General features: G+C 67.8%; 1 protein-coding gene. It reads right to left on the minus strand.

All coding sequences use genetic code 11. From position 1 onward, the window contains the following. A partial coding sequence (locus AC1DRP_RS36595; RefSeq protein WP_476771140.1) for a TIM44-like domain-containing protein occupies window positions 1–930 on the minus strand: 930 nt, incomplete at its 3' end. Between the last annotated feature and the right edge of the window lie 310 nt (window positions 931–1240).

A 1240-nucleotide genomic window follows, 5' to 3' on the forward strand; every position in this document is an offset into this window, starting at 1 on the left:
GTGTTCCGTGACCTCCTGCGGGACGGTCGCATTGCCCTCGACGATGCGACCGGTGGCGCGCTCGGTCAGCGCGTTGATCAGGCTGAAGCGCATCGCAACGGTTGCGAACTCGAAATCGTCCTCCCGCCAGGCTTCCGAGAGATCGCCCTGCAGCAGCTTGACGTTGGAGACCCGATCAACCAGCCCCTTGGCGGCGTTCTCGGCAATGTCATCAGCGAAATAGCCGGCCATTTCGGGCGTCAGCTTCTCGCGGAGAACCTGCTGGTTCTCGTTCGAATAGGCCGTGTTCACTTCGCCGAGCAGCCGCTCGAAGCTGCTGAAATCCTCGCCCGCGAGCGTGATCTCGACCGGCTTGGACGCCGCGCGCGGCGCGCCGCCACCGAGGCCGCCCATCGCAGACATGCGCGGATTCGGCTGAGGCTGGGCGGCCTCACGCGACATCGGTCCGCCAGCGGTGGCGAGCTGCGGCTCGGACCGGCGCCGGAAGAAGCGCATCGCGAGGAAGATCAGGCCGCCGATCAGCGCGATCTGCAACAGGAAGCCGAAGATGCCGGCCAGCGAAGCCAGGCCGCTGAAGAAGCCCGAGCCCGAAAGCATGCCGAACAGGCCAGCGCCGAGCAGGCCGGCGCCGACGCCCATCATCAGGTTACGTGCCATGGACGGACGCGCCGCCTGTGCGGCAGCACCCGCCGCGCCAGCGGCCGGACCCGCCATCGACGGAGACGGCGTCGGAGCAGCGCTACGCTGGAAAGGCTGTGCGCCCGTCGGCGCTGTATTCGTCGGGGCCGGAGCCGAATTGGTACGCGTGCCGCGGCTGCCGAAACCCTTGCCGCCACCAGGACGAGCCTCGGCCAGCACGGGAACGAGCAAAAGCGCACCAGCGACCACGGCGACGACCCGGCCACGCCGAGCAAGTGAAATCAGTGACATGGTTCCTCCCGGAGCCCCCGTTGGGCCCGCTGCCGCGAAATATGGCGCGCGCCCTGCCCTTGCGCAAGGTCGGGGCGGCCAAGCGCGTGAGCCAAAATAATAATCAATGTTTCATGCGGGGCCCGGAGCCGTGCTAAACTGGCTCATTCGCCCAATCGCCCGTGCGCGGGCCGGCGAAGGAGTGTGCCATGATCCGGATGTCACGGAGGCCGCGCCAGAAAGCACCGCACGCGCTGCGCTGCCTCGCCCTTGCCACGCTGCTCACACTTGCCCCGTTCACTGCACCGAGAGCGGGTGAACCGGCTGTCGC

The sequence above is a fragment of the Allobosea sp. 01N443 genome, assembly GCF_056399325.1.